General features: G+C 39.2%; 13 protein-coding genes and 1 tRNA gene. 10 read left to right on the top strand and 4 right to left on the bottom strand.

All coding sequences use genetic code 11. The features are described from left to right. Nucleotides 1–41: 41 nt before the first annotated feature. From H4J46_RS04120 to leuD, 8 genes are all read left to right on the top strand, one after another. Nucleotides 42–1,478, top strand: a complete 1,437-nt coding sequence (locus H4J46_RS04120; protein ID WP_182232271.1) for a capsule assembly Wzi family protein — start codon at nucleotides 42–44, stop codon at nucleotides 1,476–1,478. 91 nt (nucleotides 1,479–1,569) lie between these two features. After that, on the top strand, nucleotides 1,570–2,640 hold the full coding sequence (locus H4J46_RS04115; RefSeq protein ID WP_182232270.1) for a CDP-glycerol glycerophosphotransferase family protein: 1,071 nt from the start codon (nucleotides 1,570–1,572) through the stop codon (nucleotides 2,638–2,640). Continuing rightward, nucleotides 2,640–3,032, top strand: a complete 393-nt coding sequence (locus H4J46_RS04110) for an adenylyltransferase/cytidyltransferase family protein (RefSeq protein ID WP_182232269.1) — start codon at nucleotides 2,640–2,642, stop codon at nucleotides 3,030–3,032. The genes H4J46_RS04115 and H4J46_RS04110 overlap by 1 nt, the downstream gene beginning before the upstream one ends. A 12-nt stretch (nucleotides 3,033–3,044) precedes the next feature. Next, nucleotides 3,045–4,070 (top strand): CDP-glycerol glycerophosphotransferase family protein, encoded by a 1,026-nt coding sequence (locus tag H4J46_RS04105; RefSeq protein ID WP_182232268.1) that lies wholly within the window; start codon nucleotides 3,045–3,047, stop codon nucleotides 4,068–4,070. Between the two features lie 421 nt (nucleotides 4,071–4,491). Beyond that, nucleotides 4,492–6,087, top strand: coding sequence for a 2-isopropylmalate synthase (gene leuA / locus H4J46_RS04100; protein WP_182232267.1), 1,596 nt, complete (start codon nucleotides 4,492–4,494; stop codon nucleotides 6,085–6,087). Nucleotides 6,088–6,136: 49 nt separating this feature from the next. After that, nucleotides 6,137–7,249 carry a 3-isopropylmalate dehydrogenase gene (gene leuB / locus H4J46_RS04095; RefSeq protein WP_182232266.1) on the top strand — a complete coding sequence of 371 codons (1,113 nt, stop codon included), beginning with the start codon at nucleotides 6,137–6,139 and terminating at the stop codon, nucleotides 7,247–7,249. Between the two features lies 1 nt (nucleotide 7,250). Continuing rightward, nucleotides 7,251–8,669 carry a 3-isopropylmalate dehydratase large subunit gene (leuC, locus tag H4J46_RS04090; protein ID WP_182232265.1) on the top strand — a complete coding sequence of 473 codons (1,419 nt, stop codon included), beginning with the start codon at nucleotides 7,251–7,253 and terminating at the stop codon, nucleotides 8,667–8,669. A gap of 1 nt (nucleotide 8,670) precedes the next feature. Further along, on the top strand, nucleotides 8,671–9,267 hold the full coding sequence (leuD, locus tag H4J46_RS04085) for a 3-isopropylmalate dehydratase small subunit (RefSeq protein WP_182232264.1): 597 nt from the start codon (nucleotides 8,671–8,673) through the stop codon (nucleotides 9,265–9,267). Nucleotides 9,268–9,346: 79 nt separating this feature from the next. Here the strand turns inward: leuD and H4J46_RS04080 are convergent, their stop codons facing one another. Then, nucleotides 9,347–11,023, bottom strand: coding sequence for an AAA family ATPase (locus tag H4J46_RS04080; RefSeq protein ID WP_182232263.1), 1,677 nt, complete (start codon nucleotides 11,021–11,023; stop codon nucleotides 9,347–9,349). Between the two features lie 138 nt (nucleotides 11,024–11,161). Between H4J46_RS04080 and H4J46_RS04075 the strand changes: the two genes are divergently transcribed. Further along, a complete protein-coding gene (locus H4J46_RS04075; protein WP_182232262.1) occupies nucleotides 11,162–12,418 on the top strand; it encodes a multifunctional CCA addition/repair protein in 1,257 nt (418 codons plus the stop codon). Nucleotides 12,419–12,665: 247 nt separating this feature from the next. Here H4J46_RS04075 and H4J46_RS04070 read toward each other — a convergent pair whose 3' ends face one another. Beyond that, a complete protein-coding gene (locus H4J46_RS04070) occupies nucleotides 12,666–15,251 on the bottom strand; it encodes a TonB-dependent siderophore receptor (RefSeq protein ID WP_182232261.1) in 2,586 nt (861 codons plus the stop codon). A 577-nt stretch (nucleotides 15,252–15,828) separates the two neighbouring features. Next, on the bottom strand, nucleotides 15,829–17,151 hold the full coding sequence (gene fahA, locus H4J46_RS04065; protein ID WP_182232260.1) for a fumarylacetoacetase: 1,323 nt from the start codon (nucleotides 17,149–17,151) through the stop codon (nucleotides 15,829–15,831). A gap of 341 nt (nucleotides 17,152–17,492) precedes the next feature. Here fahA and H4J46_RS04060 point away from each other — a divergent pair, with 341 nt between their 5' ends. Further along, the gene (locus H4J46_RS04060) at nucleotides 17,493–18,467 is read left to right on the top strand and encodes a rhodanese-related sulfurtransferase (protein ID WP_182232259.1); all 975 of its coding nucleotides are present in this window, start codon (nucleotides 17,493–17,495) and stop codon (nucleotides 18,465–18,467) included. A gap of 197 nt (nucleotides 18,468–18,664) precedes the next feature. On the opposite strand, the gene H4J46_RS04055 is transcribed toward H4J46_RS04060, so the two are convergent. Then, nucleotides 18,665–18,740, bottom strand: a tRNA-Phe gene (locus tag H4J46_RS04055). Nucleotides 18,741–18,849 lie beyond the last annotated feature (109 nt).

Below are 18,849 nucleotides of genomic sequence, written 5' to 3'. Positions count from 1 at the left end.
GTGAAAAAATAATAAAATTAAAAAATACTGGAATAACACTTTTGAAAACTTTGTTTTATATACTTGTCATCAATATTTGCCTGATATCATTTACCACTCAGGCAAATGGCGTTTCCCCCTATTTACCCTTAAAAACCGATCCTCTACTTGAATTAGAGCTTGAAAAACTCGCTACCATAACCAAATTGCCAATTTTAACACGCCCATATCATGCGGCAACAATCTATAAATACTTAGCCAAAATTAGAAGTAGCCATCCTACTTTATATCAAAGGCTAAATACTTATATAAAACGTTATAAAAAAACCAAAGCTGTCACTCACTTTTCCGCGCAGATTAGTCACTCATTTAAAGATGATTTTTTAATGGCCAATCAGCGAGGCCTTGGTGTTGACGATTCTTTCAAACTATCAACAAGCAGCTTTTGGCAAGTAAATGAGCACCTAATTCTTAATGGTGGGGGTACATTTTTCAATGGTGAAGTAGTACCGAATAATAGCTACGTTTCTTTTGGCTGGGATGTATTGCAAGTAGATGTTGGCTATCGAGAACATTGGTTATCGCCGACGCAGGAAGGTGCATTACTATTATCGACTCAAGCTAAGCCAGCGCTTAATGTGACTATTAGTAACCCTGAACTATTAACAGATTGGCATATTAAATATGAGATGTCTGTCGGTGTATTAGAAAGACAAAACGACATACAGTTTGATGCCAAAAAAGCACCCGTGTCAGGCAAACCAGCACTGATGTCTTTGCACCTTAGTTTTCAACCACTTGATTGGTGGACTATAGGTTTTAATCGAACCTTGATGTTTGCCGGAGACGATGGCGGCATATCTATAAAAGACGTCTGGAATGGCATAACTGATCCGGTAAATAGTGATAATTGTGGTGGCAGCGGTACCGAATTACAAGATTGCTCTAAAGAATTTGGTAACCAACAAGCTTCTATTACCAACAAGTTCGATATAGCGCCGTTTAACTTTCCTTTAAGTTTAACCTGGGAGTATGCGGGTGAAGATACTAAAGAACATAAAAATTACCAACTGGGTAATATCGCACAAAACTTTGGTGTGTTTGTTCCATATTTGACCACTAATACCTCAATAAATTTTGAATATACCAAATTTCATCGTGAATGGTATGTGCATCATATATATCGCGAGGGGTACTCAAACGACAAGGTTAAAATGGGCCATTGGTGGGGTAATTTAAAAGCGGAAAATAGTCTTGATGCTGGCACCGCAGCAAGCATAAGGGTTGATTGGCAAACACCCGTAATTGAACATATGACTTTGCTCTATAGGACGGCTACAGTCGATTCATCGTCTGTTATAAGTTATCAGCGCTCCCATGAAATAGAATTAAAGTTCAAAAAAACATTAAAGAGCGCATTTATAAACCTCGCAATTAATCTCGGAGAAGATACGCAAGGTGGGAAATTTCTAAGTACCAGTATTTCATATATTTGGTAGGAATTTGACACTCTACATATTGCTATTGCTAACATTAACTGGTCTTAAAAGGATAAATTACCAGCATTACTAAAATTTAAGAGAGATACTAATGCGCGTTTTTTTTGATGTACAGCATTTATATTATCTACCGCAATACTTACCCGTTTACAATGAGTTGACTAAAATGGGTATTGATTGTGAGTTTATTTTACATCGACAAACAGACTTAAACGATGTTTTAGATGCATACGTGAAGACACATAAATTATCATGTTTTTGGGCAAACGATAAAGCAGAAGCTCAAAATATTTATTTGACAGAAAAACCTGAATGGATAATATTTGGCAATGCAGAAAATGGGTTAGACAAAATACACTGTGCTTCTAAAACGGCATTGATGCAGCACGGAATTGGCCCGAAATCGTGCTACTACGACGTATCTAACTCAGCAATAATGTACAGATTTGTTGAAGGAAAACATAGACTTAAACGATTAAAAGAACTTTTTCCTGAAAAGAAATTTATTGATACAGGTTATGCAAAGTTAGACCCTATTGTGAATAGTAGTAAAAATAATGACTTTATTGGTTCACTCGCCTTAGATCCAAACAAAAAAACAATCCTTTATGCTCCAACTTTTTATCCTAGCTCCATTGAACGTTTACCAAAAAATTTTCCAGTGCTTTTAAAAAAATACAATATTATTATCAAAGCACACTTTTTTTCTTTAATAAAAAATAAATATAAAGCGCAACAAAAAAAATTAACACATTGGGAAAGTTACAATAATGTATACGTTTGTGATGTTAGTGATGTCTCTATTTTACCTTTTATGCAGCATGCAGCATTAATTATTAGTGATGCCTCTTCTGCGTTGTTTGAATTTGCAGCCTTAAATAAGCCAGCGATTTGGTGCGATTTTTATAAACTACGTTGGTCTTACCGTGGCATATTCAAGTATAGGTTTACTCGTCGGTTAGACAAAGATATAGCCTACTTTGGAAAAGTAGCGGCAAAAACAACAAATGTACAAGAGTTAATAGAACAAGTAGAATTACACATCAATAATCCTCAGCTTAAAGAAGCTGAAAGAGCCAAGACTTGCGAGTATTTGGTTGGGAAAGTGGATGGTAAATGCAGCGAACGCATTGCCCATTTTCTCATTACAGGAGCTAGTTAATGAGAGTAATCACCTTTGGAACTTTTGATGTATTCCATGTCGGACATGTCAATATTTTAGAACGCGCCAAGTTACATGGGTTACACCTCATCGTAGGCGTATCTTCAGATGCACTAAATATGGAAAAAAAATCTAGATATCCCATATACTCAGAAGATGATCGACAACATATTATTCGCTCACTTCGCTGCGCAGATGAAGTATTTCTTGAGCAATCTCTTGAGTTAAAAGCGCAGTACATTAAATATTATAATGCAGATATACTCGTTATGGGGGATGATTGGCAAGGTAAGTTTGATCACCTAGAAGATATCTGTAAAGTCATTTATTTACCTCGAACTCCTTCCATTTCGACCACTGAAATTATTGAAGTTGTAAAAACAAAAAGGTAACTCCATCAACTAATGAAACGTCACCTATTTTATATTTCTGAAAACTACTCCTTTGAGATCTTGCGACCATTACAAAAAGAAATATTAGCAAGAGGTGGCGAGGTAAAGTGGTTTGTCTCTGGTAATCACATTAATCTTGATAATTTTTGTGATAACGAAGTCATATTAAACTCAGCTGCTGAAGCTGTTAGCTATAAACCTGAAGCTTGTTTTGTACCAGGCAATCATATTCCCAACTTTATTCCTGGAATTAAAGTACAAATTTTTCATGGGCTTGAGTGGAAAAAAAAAGGTCACTTTCAAATTCGTGGCTGTTTTGATTTATATTGTACCCATGGCAAGTCAACAACATCTCGATTTAAGTTATTAGCTAAAAAGCATGGCTATTTTGATGTCATAGAAACCGGTTGGCCAAAAGTTGACCCGTTATTTAATACCGCTCCTAAGCAACATTTTTCTACCCATAAACCAACTATTTTATACGCGCCAACATTCTCCCCAAAACTCACTTCGGCGAGCGATTTATTTAATGAAATTAAAATATTATCTCAATCTAAAAAATATAATTGGTTAATTAAATTTCACCCAAAAATGCCGCAATATTGGATAGAGCAATATAACCAGCTAGAATGTGAACATATAAAATTGGTCAACTCATGTAAAATAAACGAATTATTTCAAAGTGCTGACATTCTGTTATCTGATACCTCCTCTGTTATCGGTGAATTTTCGCTACTGGGTAAGCCTATAGTCACTTACAATAATTCGTTACCTGGTGACTACCTAATTAATATTAAAACGCCATCTGAACTTTCAACGGCAATAGTGGCTGCCCTATCGCCATCTGCTCAACTTAAACAAGCAATTGCCCATTACTGTGAGGAACTTCACCCTTATAAAGACGGTCAATCATCTTGCAGAATAATAGATGCAGTAGAAAATATATTCACAAAAAATAAATTTGCCAAGAAGCGTAAGCCGCTGAACTTATTTCGTAATTTTAAGCTTAGAAGAAAACTCAATTATTGGAAAATATAGCTTTATTCTTAACTTAACGAGTAGAATAACGACTAAATACTACAAAAATTTCTAGTAAGGTACGCTGAAGTATAAATCATAGTGAGAATCTCAATACTTTGACAAAATAACGCCTAACATTAGACTTTGTAGATTATTAGTTTAAATACTCAAATTTTTATTGACATTAACCAGAGAATTGCGCTATTAATAAGCTATAGACTATTTATTAAATAAAAATACTAAGCAAAACCATCGATGAAAAAATTTACTAATATGACTCGAATTAGCCTCCTCCTCGCATTATCCATGCGCGGCTAGGTTTTATTGCTTAAAATAATAAGTAGATAACATAATAAAACACTAAACCCGCGCTGAGAAACGCGGGTTTTTTTATGCTCGTTATTTAGCATAAATTTTCACAAAAAAAATAGGAACATACATGGGAATTTCTAACGATAACGTTATTATTTTTGACACTACATTACGTGATGGTGAGCAAGCATTAAACGCCAGCTTATCAGTGCATGAGAAATTACAGATAGCACATGCAATTGAACGCTTAGGTGTCGACATTATGGAGGTGGGTTTTCCAGTATCGTCACCAGGTGATTTTAAGTCAGTGCAAGAAATAGCGCGTAGCGTAAAAAATTCGCGAGTATGTGCCCTAGCTCGTGCGGTAGAAGCAGATATTAAAGCTTGTGCCGAGGCTTTAAAACCGGCCGATCAATTTCGTATTCATACCTTCATTTCTACTTCTGATGTCCATGTGCAGCAAAAATTGAAAAAAAGCTTTGCTGATGTCCAAGCAATGGCGATACACGCCATCAAATATGCACGTCAATTTACCGATGATGTCGAGTTCTCTTGTGAAGATGCCGGTAGAACACCGATTGACAACTTATGCCGTATGGTTGAACAAGCCATTATAGCCGGCGCCACCACAGTCAACATTCCTGATACTGTAGGTTACACTTTACCTAACGAATTTGGCGGTATCATAGAAACGTTATTTAATCGTGTACCTAATATTGATCAAGCGGTAATCTCTGTGCATTGTCATAATGATTTAGGCTTAGCCGTAGCTAACTCAATGTCAGCAGTACAAGCGGGTGCAAGACAAATTGAATGTACCATTAACGGTATTGGTGAACGTGCAGGTAATTGCTCACTTGAAGAAGTCGCGATGATCATGAAAACCCGCCAAGAATTGTTAGGCGTGCATACGCGCATTAATCATCAAGAAATAGCCCGCACGTCTAAGTTAGTCAGCCAGCTTTGTAATATGCCAGTACAATTAAATAAGGCAATTGTTGGCGGCAATGCTTTTAGCCACTCATCAGGTATCCACCAAGACGGCATGTTAAAAGCCAGTAACACCTATGAAATTATGACCCCAGAAAGTGTCGGCATCAGCAAAACCAAATTGAACTTAACCTCACGTAGCGGCCGACATGTGATTAAGCATCGTATGGAAAGCTTAGGTTATCAAGAGTCTGATTATGACATAGAGACACTTTATGCTGACTTTCTAGCCTTAGCCGACAAAAAAGGCCAAGTATTTGATGATGACTTAGAAGCTTTACTTTTTAATATTCAACAACAAGACCAGCAAGACTTTTATCGTTTACAGACCTTAAATGTACAAAGTGGCGGTAGTGACTTTTCTACCTCAAGCATTAAATTAGCTTTAGGTGATGAAGATAAAATTGTTTCAGCAACGGGTAATGGACCTGTTGATGCGCTGTACCGTGCAATTAAAAAAGCTATTGATATTGACTTTGAAGTCAGCGACTACAAGATTTCGAATAAAGGTGAAGGTGAAGACGGTTTAGGTAAGGCCGACATTGTTGTGTCGTGGCAAGGGAGAAATTTTCATGGCTACGGCTTAGATACCGATGTTATTAAAGCGTCAGGTAATGCCTTAGTGAATGCACTTAATGGCATTCACCGTGCGATTACCATAGCCGAGCTAAAAACTGAGCTAAAATCTGAGTTCAAGAAAGAAGGCGCTATTGATGGTCAAAACCAAGTTTAGTTAAGCATTAGATTCATTAATTTAGTATATTTATAGGTTTAAAAACACTATGTCGAAGATTGCAATATTAGCCGGTGACGGTATTGGGCCAGAAGTAATGGCCCAAGCAGAAAAAGTTTTAGCAACAGTTGCCAAACAGTATGATTTCGAAATAACCACTGAGCATTATGATGTGGGTGGCTGTGCTATCGATAGTCATGGCCAAGCACTACCAGAGAGTACGGTTAAGGGCTGTGAACAAGCTAATGCCATTTTATTTGGCTCGGTTGGCGGCCCTAAGTGGAGTGACTTACCCCCCACTGAACAACCAGAAAGAGCGTCGTTGCTTGGTTTACGAGGTCATTTTGGGCTGTTTTGTAACATGCGCCCTGCACAACTACAAAGCGCCATGTCACACCTTTCCCCTTTACGCGCTGACATTTCACAAGCGGGTTTTGATATTTTAGTGATACGAGAATTAACCGGTGGTATCTATTTTGGCGAACCTAAAGGTCGACAAAATCAAGGCGAAGAAGATGAAGCCGCCTTTGATACTATGATTTATTCTCGAAAAGAAATCAGCCGCATCGCACACCTTGCTTTTCAAGCGGCCCAGAAGCGTCGTAACAAGGTTATATCTATCGATAAGGCCAATGTACTAGCATCGTCTCAATTGTGGCGAGAAGTCGTTATTGAAGTGGCAAAAGACTATCCGAGTGTCGAAGTTGAACACATGTATGTTGATAACGCTGCTATGCAATTGGTACGTAACCCTGCGCAGTTTGACGTCATGTTATGTTCTAATTTATTTGGCGATATTTTATCTGACATCTGCGCCATGATCACCGGCTCGATGGGGCTATTACCTTCAGCGAGCTTAAACGAACAAGGCTTTGGTATGTATGAGCCTGCTGGTGGCACAGCGCCAGACATCGCAGGTAAAGGCATTGCTAATCCTATTGCACAAATTCTTTCAGCGGCATTAATGTTGCGTCATAGCTTAAATCAGGCAGAAGCTGCTACCGCTATTGAAACTGCAGTGGCAGAGGCACTAAATGCTGGTAACTTTACCGGCGACTTATTAAGTGCCGAGCAACGCCATAACGCTAAATCTACTAACGAAATGGGCGATATTATCTGTCAATATATCGTCAATAACCAAAAAAAATTAGGAGCAAAATAGCATGGTAACCACTTTATACGAAAAATTATGGCAAAGTCATATCATTGAAGAAAAAGCGGATGAAACACCCTTGATCTTTGTTGACCGCCATTTGATCCACGAAGTTACCTCGCCACAAGCTTTTGCTAATTTAAAATTTCATAATCGTGTACTACGCCATCCTGAGCGCACCATTGCGACTATGGATCATAATATTTCAACGCGATCTATTGAAATTAACGCCGCCGGTGAAGGCGCGGCAAATCAACTGAGAACACTAGAAAAAAACTGTAAAGAATTTGGTATAGAATTGTTTGGTATGGGCCATAAAAACCAAGGTGTTGTGCATGTTATTGGACCAGAGTTAGGCTTAACTTTACCTGGTACAGTTATAGTTTGTGGCGATTCACATACCTCAACACACGGTGCTTTTGGCGCCTTAGCATTTGGCATTGGTACCTCTGAGGTTGAGCACGTATTCGCTACCCAAACCTTACGTCAAACCAAAGCTAAAACCATGAAAATTGAAGTTAAAGGTCAAGTTGCCCCGGGTATCAGTGCTAAAGACATTATTTTAGCCATTATTGGTAAAACCGGTAGTGCGGGTGCAACCGGTTATGTGGTTGAATATTGTGGTGAAGCCATTGAGAGCTTAACCATGGAAGAGCGCATGACAGTGTGTAATATGAGTGTTGAATTTGGCGCCAAAGCTGGGCTTATCGCACCCGATGCCAAAACCTTTGACTACTTAAAAGGCAAAGATTACGCGCCAAAAGGCGAGGTATGGCAGCAAGCCGTTGAAGATTGGCAGCAACTAAAATCAGACAGCGAAGCAAAGTTCGATAGTTACTTAACGCTGGAAGCCAAAGAGATTAAAACCCAAGTCACTTGGGGAACAACGCCAGGGCAAGTGACACAAGTTGATAGTGTTGTGCCTTCCCCCGATGATTTTACTGACCCCGTTGAGCGTGAATCATGCATTGCGGCATTAAAATATATGGGCTTAACGGCCGGTACTAAAATTACCGATATTGCGATTAATAAAGTATTTATTGGCTCATGCACTAACTCTAGAATTGAAGATTTACGCGCCGCCGCTGCGGTGGCCAAAGGTAAAAAAGTTTCAGCTACGGTTGACGCTATCGTTGTGCCAGGCTCTTATCGAGTTAAAGAACAAGCCGAAGCTGAAGGCTTAGCACAAACTTTTATTGATGCCGGCTTTGAATGGCGCTTACCTGGTTGCTCAATGTGTTTAGGCATGAATGATGATGTATTAACGCACGGTGATCGCTGCGCTTCTACCAGCAACCGAAACTTTGAAGGCCGACAAGGCCGCGGCAGTCGTACCCACTTAGTCAGCCCTGAATTAGCAGCAGCTTCTGCCATTGCAGGTCACTTTGTCGACTTAACCTCAATCAACTCACAAGTTCAAGGAGCATAACATGGAAAAATTTAACCAACATCATGGCTTAGTTGTGCCATTGGACACGGCGAATGTTGATACCGATCAAATCATTCCAAAACAATTTTTACAAAAAACCACTCGTACAGGTTTTGGCCAACACCTATTTCATGACCGTCGCTACCTAGACAACCTGGGTAACGAAAACAATCCTGAGTTTGTCCTTAACAAGCCACAATATCAAGGGGCAAGTATTTTACTCGCTGGTGAAAACTTTGGTTGTGGCTCAAGTCGCGAGCACGCACCTTGGGCGCTGCAAGAGTATGGTTTTCTAGTTATTATCGCGTCTAGTTTTGCTGATATTTTCTATGCTAACTGTATCAATATTGGCATTTTACCTGTGATATTACCGGAAGAAGCCATAGCGACGCTATTTCAACAGTCAAAAGAGGGTCTACAACACATCACCGTTGACTTAGTCGCCAGTACGGTTAAAACAGCCAGCGCACAATATGATTTTACTATTGCGCCTTTCCATAAATACTGTTTAGAAAACGGTGTTGACAGTGTGGGTTGGACGTTAAATAAAATTGCTAAGATAGAAGATTACGAAGCCAAAATGCCAGCTTGGCAGTAGGTAAAAAGATCAACCATCAGCTGTCAAGGCTGATGGTTAACCTGAGTTATCATTGAGAAAACTGCGGCTAATTTTTACTCTAATGCCAAGTAGATAACGCAGACATAGTGAATTTCTCCCCTCGAAAACTCAGTACTACCCGTTGTGGAAGTATTTCATTAAGCAGTAATTCACGACTAATATAATCACCTTCATAACGATCACGGCCATTCACTCTTACCCAACCTTGCCCATCACTAGCATAAAGATGCATTTCAAACGCTAGCGAAGGCACACCGTCTTGCACCCAAGTTGGCATTTGTGCCAGCGGTATGAGTTCGCTAGTGTCTGCTACTACACCTTCTCTAACATGGTCATTTTGTTTGGTGTGCTCAATAGCTGATTGAAAACTTGCCAATAACTCGTCAGACACCCCAGCTTCAGCTTTAACGACAAAGTTTTCACTCGTCCCTTTCTTAGGCTTTAGTACTGAGCTTTTTGCAATTGTTGGCACAGCAATTTGTGCGTCATCTAACCTACTTTCACTCGCTATATATTGTTCAGTATCGCCTTTATCATCAGTTAACCCTGCCTGATGACTAACAGTTTTAGTCGTCGCTACCGCAAGATCATTTTCAAGGTTGGCGTTACTTGCTTTGGCCTGAGTTGTTTGCTCGACAGCCAGGGCAAGAAAATTAGTATCGCTGTTAATATCATTACCCGTATCCCCATCTGCTTGAGCTAATGCTGTAGTAACAACAGTTGGCTCTTCTCGATCAACTAACGGCTCCTGCTCAGCAATAGAATCTGGCTGATTTATAGTCGCACGAGTTACCTTAGTCTCTAAAACAACCCCCTGAGGTTGATATGCACCCCACCAAACGCCTAGCGCTAAAACTAAGCCTAATGCAGTCACTAGGGCGCTAGCTTTTGCCGACGAATGTTGCCACCAAGGTTTTACTTGAAATTCATCACCTAAGGCATCATGAGCCGCCTGAAGTACAATTTTACGGTTAACCACAGCATTGTTAGTGTTATAAGCATTTATCAAAGATCGCTCAGCTAACAAGTTCATTAAACGTGGAATACCATTACAAATTTTATGGATAGCGCTAACAGCACTTTTATCAAAAATATTACGAAAACATTTTGCTACGGACAGGCGATGTTTAAGATATTGTTCAACTTCTTGCCTATTCAGAGGTAGTAAATGATAGCGCGCAGTAATTCTTTGCGCTAATTGCCGTAAATCTCGACGCTGCAATAACTGCTGTAATTCAGGTTGGCCAATCAAAATCACTTGTAAAAGTTTTTTGGTGTTAGTTTCTAAGTTAGTTAATAGCCTGAGTTGCTCTAACACTTCAGGTTGCAAATGTTGCGCTTCATCAATAATCAATAAAGTATTAATATCATCACTATGATTTTTGAGTAACTTTTGTTGTATTTTATCGGTGAGGGTTTTTAAAGTTGCGCCTGTTTTGCGATAACGAATGTTTAATTCATCACAAAGGGTCGCTAACAACTCTTGACTAGATAAAGTGGGGTTCAGAATAAAAGCGGCTTGGGTATTTTCTGGTAAGTTTGCCATTAAATGCCGACTCAGCGTGGTTTTCCCCGTGCCTACTTCACCGGTAAGTAAGACAAACCCACCGGTATCACCTAAGCCATAAGTTAAGTGATTAAGGGCTTCGCGGTGACGATCACTCATAAACAAATAATCAGGGTTTGGGGCAATTGAAAATGGCTTTTCTTCTAAACCAAAATAACTTGTATACATAGAAAATCTTAACTGATGAATCGACCCTGCAAAATTAACCTGAACGCAATCATATGTCAAAAGTCAGTCGCTATTATGTTAAAGTTAAACAATATAATTTCCTATACATTACTCATTTTCAGAGGTTTATAGCGCTCAATGGCAAATATAACACAGCAACTAAACACTTTTTTAGTCGGCGGCGCCGTACGCGATGCTCTCCTCAAACGTCCTGTTGTTGATAATGACTATGTTGTAGTCGGCTCTAGCGTTCAGGAAATGCTCAGCCTTGGCTTTTTACAAGTAGGCAAAGACTTCCCAGTATTTATCCACCCAAAAAGTAGACAAGAGTACGCCTTAGCTCGCACCGAAAAAAAAGCGGGCCGAGGTTATACCGGCTTTAATTGCGATGCATCAGCAAGCGTTACGCTTGAAGAAGACTTACTGCGCAGAGACCTCAGTATTAACGCGATGGCGATGGATGAAAGTGGTAAAATAATTGATCCTTACAACGGCCAAATAGACCTAAATAATCGCCTATTACGCCATGTTTCCCCAGCTTTTATTGAAGACCCTCTGCGGGTTTTACGTGTTGCTCGTTTTGCCGCTAGGTATCACGATTATGGTTTTACCATAGCACCAAAAACATTAGTCCTAATGACCAAACTCAGTGAAAGTGGTGAATTATCCAGTCTTTCTGCTGAACGAATATGGCAAGAAATGGAGAGCAGCTTAGCCGATACTCACCCTGAAGTTTTTTTTCAAGTGTTATATCAATGCCAAGCCCTGAAATGTCTTTGGCCTGATTTACATGATTTATGGGATACGCCAGACCTAGCAAGATCGCAGGCAAAAATTTGCACAGGATCACAGACTATGATGGTACTCAAACAAGCGGTTTTACTCTCTGAAAAAACGACCGTTCGGTTTGCCAGTGTTTGCTATAACCTAGGCCGGTCGTTAACACAACCAGACAGCTTACCTGCTGATGCTGATCATGAAATAGCAGAGTTGGCTTTGATAGAGGCAGTTTGTAAGCGTTTAAGGGTGCCAACAGCACACAAAAATTTGGCGCTAAAGGTTTGTCAGTTTCACCTGTATACACATAAAGTATTTCAATTAGAAGCTAGTACTATTTTAAAGCTATATAATCAATTAGATGTTTGGCGCAAACCAGAAGAGTTTGTCGACTTTCTCCTGTGTTGCCAAGCAGACTTTACTGTGCGCTATGGCTTGGAAATAACTGAATACCGACAAAAAGAATTTCTCTACAATGGCTTTAAAATACTCAACCGAGTAACAGCCAAGCCTTTTGTTGAACAGGGTTTGAAAGGGCTTGAGATTAAAGCAGCCATAGCAGAGCAAAGACTTGCCGAATTAGATAAATACCAACAAAATTATATAAAAAAAAAATAAAGCAACATCTTATCTCATAAAAGTAACTAACCGCTAAACTGGGTTAGTTAGCCACCGCACTCAATACCTGGTTGTTTTAACCACTAAGTGATCTTTAGTGACGAACATGGAAGTAAGTCAACCGCGTCATGCGTGAGAATTTTCCGAGCAGCAGTAATGTTTAAAAATACAGCATATATGAGCGAGGCCTGAACATAAAAAAGCCATATCATTTGATATGGCTTTTTAGACTTAATTAACTTTTACATTAAAAGTTATAAGTTGCTTTTACGTAGTAGAAACCACCGTTGTAATCAAATGGTCCACTTTCGTAGTATTCAGCACCTAACTGACCGTATGATTCAGCAGGTAATTTTTGTGCTTCTTGATCAAAGATGTTATTAGCACCGGCTGACAAGGTAATACTATCATTTAAGAAGTAGCTTACTTCTGCATCAACAGTAACCGCTGAATCAGCAATCTCGTTCCAACAACCTACAGCACAAGCATCATCAGCATGCGTTGCAAAATACTCACCAAAGTAGTTTACACGAACAAAAGTTGATACATCTTCCCAAGATTGAGAAACAGTAAAGGTAGCGCGATGATCAGGCATACCTTCTTCTAAACGATGAACTTTGCCTTCATTAGTCGTCTCTGGATTAAACTGATCAACCGTTGTTTCATTCCAGTTATACGCTAATGATAACAACGTATCGCCGCCCATTAATGCCATTGTATAGTTTGCAACAACATCAACACCTTGTGTGGTAGTGTCAAAATCATTAGAAAAATACGAAACCGCTGAAATTAGCTCCGGGTTAACAACACCTAATGCTTCAAGCGCTGTGTAGTCAGCTGCTAATACATTGATTTGACTTGACTGTGCTAAACGGTCAGTTACTTCAATGTTGTAATAATCAAGGGTAAAGAAGAAGTCGTCATATTGATAAACACCACCAAAAGCAAAACTTTTTGACTCTTCTGGCGTTAACTCTTTACCACCGTAAAACGCTGACAATGGGTTAGTTGGCGGCGCAAGGAAAGTTTGAATTAACTCACCAGCAACTAATGAAGTTTGTGTATTAACAACATTGGCTTGACCCACTGTTGGTGCTCTAAAACCGGTACTATGAGAGCCACGTAGTGAAATCTCATCGTTAAGTCTTAATTGTGCGGTTAATTTGTAATTAGTTGTGCTACCAAAAGTATTAAAGCTTTCGTGACGAACAGCTGCGCCAACTAAAAAGTCTTCTGTTACTTGGGCTTCAACATCAATATAAGCGGCAACATTGCGACGGTCGTTACGACCTTGAGTTTCAGGACCAAAGCCTTTAAAACCGTGTGAGCCAATGTTAAAACCTTGGTCTGCATAAGCACCGGCTTCCCAAGAAGCTTTTCCACCTGAAACTATTTCAAAGCTTTCTTCGCGCCATTCAAGACCCATAGCAACGTTAACTGGCTCTTCAAGACCCATGTCAAAACCTTTAACTAAATCAAAGTTAAAAGTTTTTTCCATTTGGATATAACTACCGGTATCAAAATCTAACGGTGTATCTAAACCAAGTGATGGGTTTAAGGTATTCTTTAAGTTAAATTTAGATTCATTACGACCTACCGAGCCACTAACATCAAAAAACCAATCTTTTAAGAAACCTTCGTTAATTTCGCCTTTAGTACCAACAGTTAATGAAGTATCTGTGATGTTGCCACCAAATTGTGGTGTATAACCACCCGGCATAATTTGGTTCATTGAGAAACAATTTGGATCAGCTACCATTGCTTGGTAATCAGCGCTATCTAAAACATTACCGTCAGAGCCATCACTATTTTTTGGAATATTAACGACAGCACAAGTACGCGCTGCACCTTCTGATTCGCCAACATCACCTACAAGTAAGGTTTCACCACCATCAACCGAGAAGACATTGCCACGGTTGTGCGGATTACGGTAATAAAAACCACCGGTTACATCACGCTCAGAGTAGTTACCAAACATGTAAAATTCTTTATCATTACCAAGATCTAAGCCAACGTTACCGAAAAATGTAATATCGTCTTTAACTTCTGGATTACCCCAAATTTGCGCTGGGCTTTGGATAGAAGTATTGCCTTGACTGGCAATGTTTGCTGCATCAGGACGTTGTACACTTCGACTTGTTGCATCAGCATTTTTTAATTGAAAGCTTAAGTTAACAAAACCATCTTGAGTAAATGGTAAACCAACATTACCGTCTATAATCGTTTGATCACCATCACCTTCGTAATATGAACCTTGTTTCACAGACATTGAACCGCCATCTGCGTCATCTTTAAGTACAAAGTTCATTACACCAGCAATTGCATCAGATCCGTATTGTGCAGCAGCACCATCACGAAGTACTTCAACTTGCTTGATAGCTACACTTGGGATAACTGAAATATCAGGACCTTGTGCGCCATCATTAATGCCACCACCTTGGAAAGCAATAACAGATGCACGGTGACGACGTTTACCATTTAAAAGCACTAATGTTGAATCAGAAGGTAAACCACGTAAATTTACTGGACGAATTAGTGATGCAGCATCACTAATAGGTTGTGCACGGGCATTTAATGAAGGAATTGCGCCTACCAACATATCAAGCATGTCACTTGAAGCGTTTTTACCTAGCTCACCACCACCAATGATATCAATTGGCACTGGAGACTCAGCTACTGAACGCGGAGCTGAACGTGAACCAACGACGGCGATACGTTCAATGCTATCTTTTTTTACGGCTTCTTCGGCAAAACCTGCGGCAAAACTAGGTGCTGTTCCTAGCGCTAAGCCAATGGCAAGAGCTAAAGTACCAGTACGAAATGTTGTAGACATGTTGTTTTCTTCCTAATATATTTGAATATGTTTTTAATAATTAATTATTTAATAAATATTTATTTAATAATTTTATTTTTACCCATTTCGCTTATCACAAAAATTTATATTGTTGTAAACAATCAAAACAGCTTGCTGCTTTATAAAACAGCTAGAAATACTTTACAAGTAGTCTTTTCGACTGACCTTTAACGTTGAATCTATAAAAATAATTAATATGCAAAGATAGTCAAACTTTATGCAAAACACATTAACACAATCAATCATGCTGCAGCCTACAGCAATCATATGCTGCGATAAAATATACTAGCGAAGAATGTGCGAAGATTTTCGTATTAAATTAAATATTATCTGCATATTTAATCAATAAAAAAAAACATAAAAAAAATGAACTTTTTCTAAAGTCAGTATTTACTGAGGTAAAAAGCCTCGTTAAAGTTAAGTTATCAATATTTATTTTTTGTTTATTGTGGTCTTTAGGAGCAGTCAGTAATTTGCTCAATAGCTAGTAATATAGTGAATCAAACATAAAAAAAGCTCCAATTTAGGAGCTTTATTAGTTCAATCATCGGATAGTTTAATCAGCGGCTAAAACAGTAGCGCTTACTGCACCGAAACCTATACGCGCAACCCCGGCTTTTTCACACCAACCTTTCATAATGACACAATCGCCATCTTCTAAGAAAGTACGAGTTTCACCATTTGGCAAGTGAATAGGTTCTGAGCCCGCATTCGATAATTCAAGCATTGAACCGGCTTCTTCTGGTTTAGGGCCCGACTGTGTACCGCTACCAAACATATCACCTGAGCGCAGGTTACAACCATTAACCGTATGATGCGCTACCATCTGCGCTACGGTCCAATATGAATCTTTAAAATTTGATTGCGACAATTGCACCGGTGCTTGCTTTGCATTACGCATTGTCTCAGTTTCAATTAATACCTGTAAACTTAAATCTAAAGAACCAAAGTCTCGATTGTGCTCTGACTCTAAGTAAGGCATAGGCTGAGGATCAGCTGCGTCACGTGTCCATGTTGACCGATAAGGTGCTAACGCTTCTGACGTTACAATCCACGGAGAAACTGTTGACGCAAAGCTTTTTGATAAGAATGGTCCTAAAGGTTGATATTCCCAGCCTTGAATATCTCGCGCTGACCAATCATTAAATAAACACATACCAAAAACATGATCTTCGGCATTTTCGATGCTAATAGGCTCACCCAAAGCATTACCCTGACCAATGAATATACCCACTTCCATTTCATAATCTAAACGCTTGCATGGACCAAAAGAAGGCTCTGTTGCTGTTGGTGCCTTAGTTTGTCCTTTAGGACGCTTAAAGTTACTACCAGAGACCTCAATCGAAGAAGAACGACCATGGTAACCGATAGGAACCCATTTATAATTGGGTAACAACGGATTATCAGGACGGAACTTGCTGCCAACGGAAGTGGCATGATGAATCGATGTGTAAAAATCAGTGTAATCACCAATTTGACATGGCAAAGCAAATTCAACATCGGTTTGTGCAATTAAGCATGATGCTAATTTCGTTTCTAATGCTGAACCCTGGGTTAATGCTTGTGATAAAGCTTGGCGTAAAGCGCTCCAAAAACGGTTACCCATCGCCATAAAAGCATTTAGCTGAATGTGACAACATTGCTCCAGTGCTAATTGTGTGTCACCAGCAAAAATATCCAAGGCGAATAGCGCTTTTAAATCAATAACCTGATCACCAATAGCTACACCTGCTCGACAGTCTTCTTTACTGTCTTTTCGCTTAAAACTAGCAAAAGGTAGGTTTTGTATTGGAAAGTCACAATTTTCTACATTGGCAGACTCTACCCAGCTAGTTAAAGCCGGGTTATGCGTTTCATTAAGTAAATTGGTGTTAGACATGGGCTAAACAACTCCAGAAAATAGGTAAAATACGTGTTTACAATACACGTTATTAAATAGCAATGTGCCGTATTATAACAAGCGTTCTCATAAAGGCTATGCCAATAGAATATACTTGTTAAACAGCTGTCAACAATATGTGGCAGGGCCAAGTTTACAGCCACACTTGACTTGCCTTTAACAAAAATGATGTAAACACTATTCGCCAGAATAGACATTTGCTAGAATGCTGTCAATTTATCAATATATGGTAAAATTAGCACGCCTGCCTTAGTGGTAGGTTAACATTCAATCTATAGCTCCTGACTTACTATCAGGCTCGCTCAATGGGTCAATAAAATATGAATAACATTACCGTTTGCGCCTTATATAAATTTGTTCGCTTAGAGAATTTCGACGCTATTAAGCCACCTTTGCTAGAAGTGATGGAAGACAATGCAGTTAAAGGCACCTTACTTTTAGCGCTTGAAGGTATCAACGGCACTATCGCTGGATCACAAATGGGCATAGACGCCGTACTCGCCTTTATTAACAGTGACAGTCGTTTATCTGGCGTATCATCTAAATGCTCGTTTCATCAAGACAACCCTTTTGCTCGAACGAAAGTTAAATTAAAAAAAGAAATTGTCACTATGGGTGTCGAAGGTATAGATCCAACACTTACCGCTGGCACTTATGTTAAACCCAAAGATTGGAATGCCCTTATTTCTGATCCCGAAATGCTCTTAATAGATACCCGCAATGATTACGAAGTAGAAATTGGCAGCTTTAAAAATGCTATCAACCCAAACACCGAAAATTTCCGTGAATTTCCTGAATATGTCGCGAAGAATCTAGATAAAAATAAACACAAAAAAGTTGCTATGTTCTGTACCGGCGGTATACGTTGTGAAAAGTCCACCGCCTATCTAAAAGAGCAAGGCTTTGAAGAAGTTTACCATCTAGAAGGTGGCGTATTAAAATACCTTGAAGAAGTCCCTGAGCAAGACACTATGTGGCAAGGCGAATGCTTTGTATTTGACAGCCGAGTTGCCGTTAACCATAATTTAGAGCGTGGTCGATATGATCAATGTTTTGCCTGTCGTTATCCAATCACAGCAGCAGAAAAAACCAGCGAGCATTATATTCAAGGCGTAAGTTGCCCACGTTGTTATGATAAATACACTGACGAGCAAAAAAGTGGCTTTCAGGAGCGTGAAAAACAAATCAACCTTGCTAAAGCGCGTGGTGAAGAACATATTGGCGGCGACATAAAACAAGTAATAGCCGAGCGTCGAGCCACTAAAAGTGCCAGTAAACAGGCTCAGAAAAAATAGTGTTTTTGTAAACAGACCAAACGAACTAAATAAAATGCCTGCTGATTAGCGGGCATTTTTTATGTCTGATAAAAAATACTTACCGTCATAACATCAACAACGACAAAATCGTTAAGAGAGAACAAAGATAAATTTCAGTCAAAAAAAAACCTCAACATATAAGTGTTAAGGTTTTATATTTTTACTAAAATATAATATGGTGCCTTGACCCGGAATCGAACCAGGGACACGAGGATTTTCAATCCTCTGCTCTACCGACTGAGCTATCAAGGCACTATCTTTAAATGAATAAACCAGATAAACATCGTATTCAGCTTTAAAGAGCCGACATAGTATCGGGAATTAAACTCGCTCGCAAGCCATTTTATTGACTTACATTGAT

This window comes from Colwellia sp. MB02u-6, from assembly GCF_014077095.1.
Lineage (GTDB): Bacteria > Pseudomonadota > Gammaproteobacteria > Enterobacterales > Alteromonadaceae > Cognaticolwellia.
The sequence above is the reverse complement of the archived record's forward strand: the minus strand, read 5'-3'. Positions and strand labels throughout refer to the sequence as shown.